The organism is Cobetia sp. SIMBA_158 (genome assembly GCF_046566945.1).
Classification (GTDB): Bacteria; Pseudomonadota; Gammaproteobacteria; order Pseudomonadales; family Halomonadaceae; genus Cobetia; species Cobetia amphilecti.
Genome location: NZ_JAWJYL010000626.1, coordinates 1 through 258 on the forward strand (window position 1 = coordinate 1; position 258 = coordinate 258).

At 60.5% G+C, this 258-nt stretch carries 1 protein-coding gene; it reads right to left on the reverse strand.

Going from position 1 to position 258, the window contains the following annotated elements; genetic code table 11:
- Positions 1-258 (reverse strand): hypothetical protein (locus tag R2R70_RS21330; protein WP_410979099.1); only part of this gene is annotated, 258 nt, incomplete at both ends.

Sequence of the window (258 nt, forward strand, 5' to 3'; positions counted from 1 at the left end):
GACTCGTTGCGTACAGGTTCAATTGGTTAGCTGCGGCGAAGACAGCAGCGGCCCCGGTGTTCGTAATCGTGTTGGCGTTCGAAGTGACGTTGGCACCGATCACGGTGCCCGTGTTGTTCAACGTCGCGCTGTTGGTCACGACGGTATCGCCTTCGATCCGGCCTGCGTTGTCGATCGTGCCGCCATTTGCGTTGACCGTCGTCGTCGCGGAATTCAAATCCGCGCCGCTCTGGTTGTCGACGTTCGCCGCGTTCACCG